Annotated in this window: 1 pseudogene; it reads left to right on the forward strand. The window is 55.2% G+C overall.

What is annotated here, in order from left to right:
* Positions 1 to 259 (forward strand): annotated as a pseudogene (locus tag FS628_RS31700) (purine-nucleoside phosphorylase); the annotation flags it as partial.

Raw genomic sequence — 259 nt, forward strand, 5'->3', positions numbered from 1 at the left:
GAGGTTTGTTGGTTTGTATGAAGGGGTAGAGATGGGTGTGGTGAGTGATGGTGTAGGTTCGGGTGGAGCAGGTGTATGTTTGGAGGAATTGATTGGGGGGGGTGTTACAACGGTGATTGGTGTAGGTAGAGCGGGATGGTATAGAGGGGATTATGGGGGAGGGAGTGTGATTGTGAGTAGAGCGGCCGTTCGTTCGGAGGGGTTGACCGGGGAAGTGGTGGCGGATGGTTTCGCAGGGGTAGGGGATATTGGGGTGAGG

Origin of the sequence: Paenibacillus xylanexedens (genome assembly GCF_007676705.1) — a bacterium.
GTDB classification, from domain to species: domain Bacteria; phylum Bacillota; class Bacilli; order Paenibacillales; family Paenibacillaceae; genus Paenibacillus; species Paenibacillus xylanexedens_C.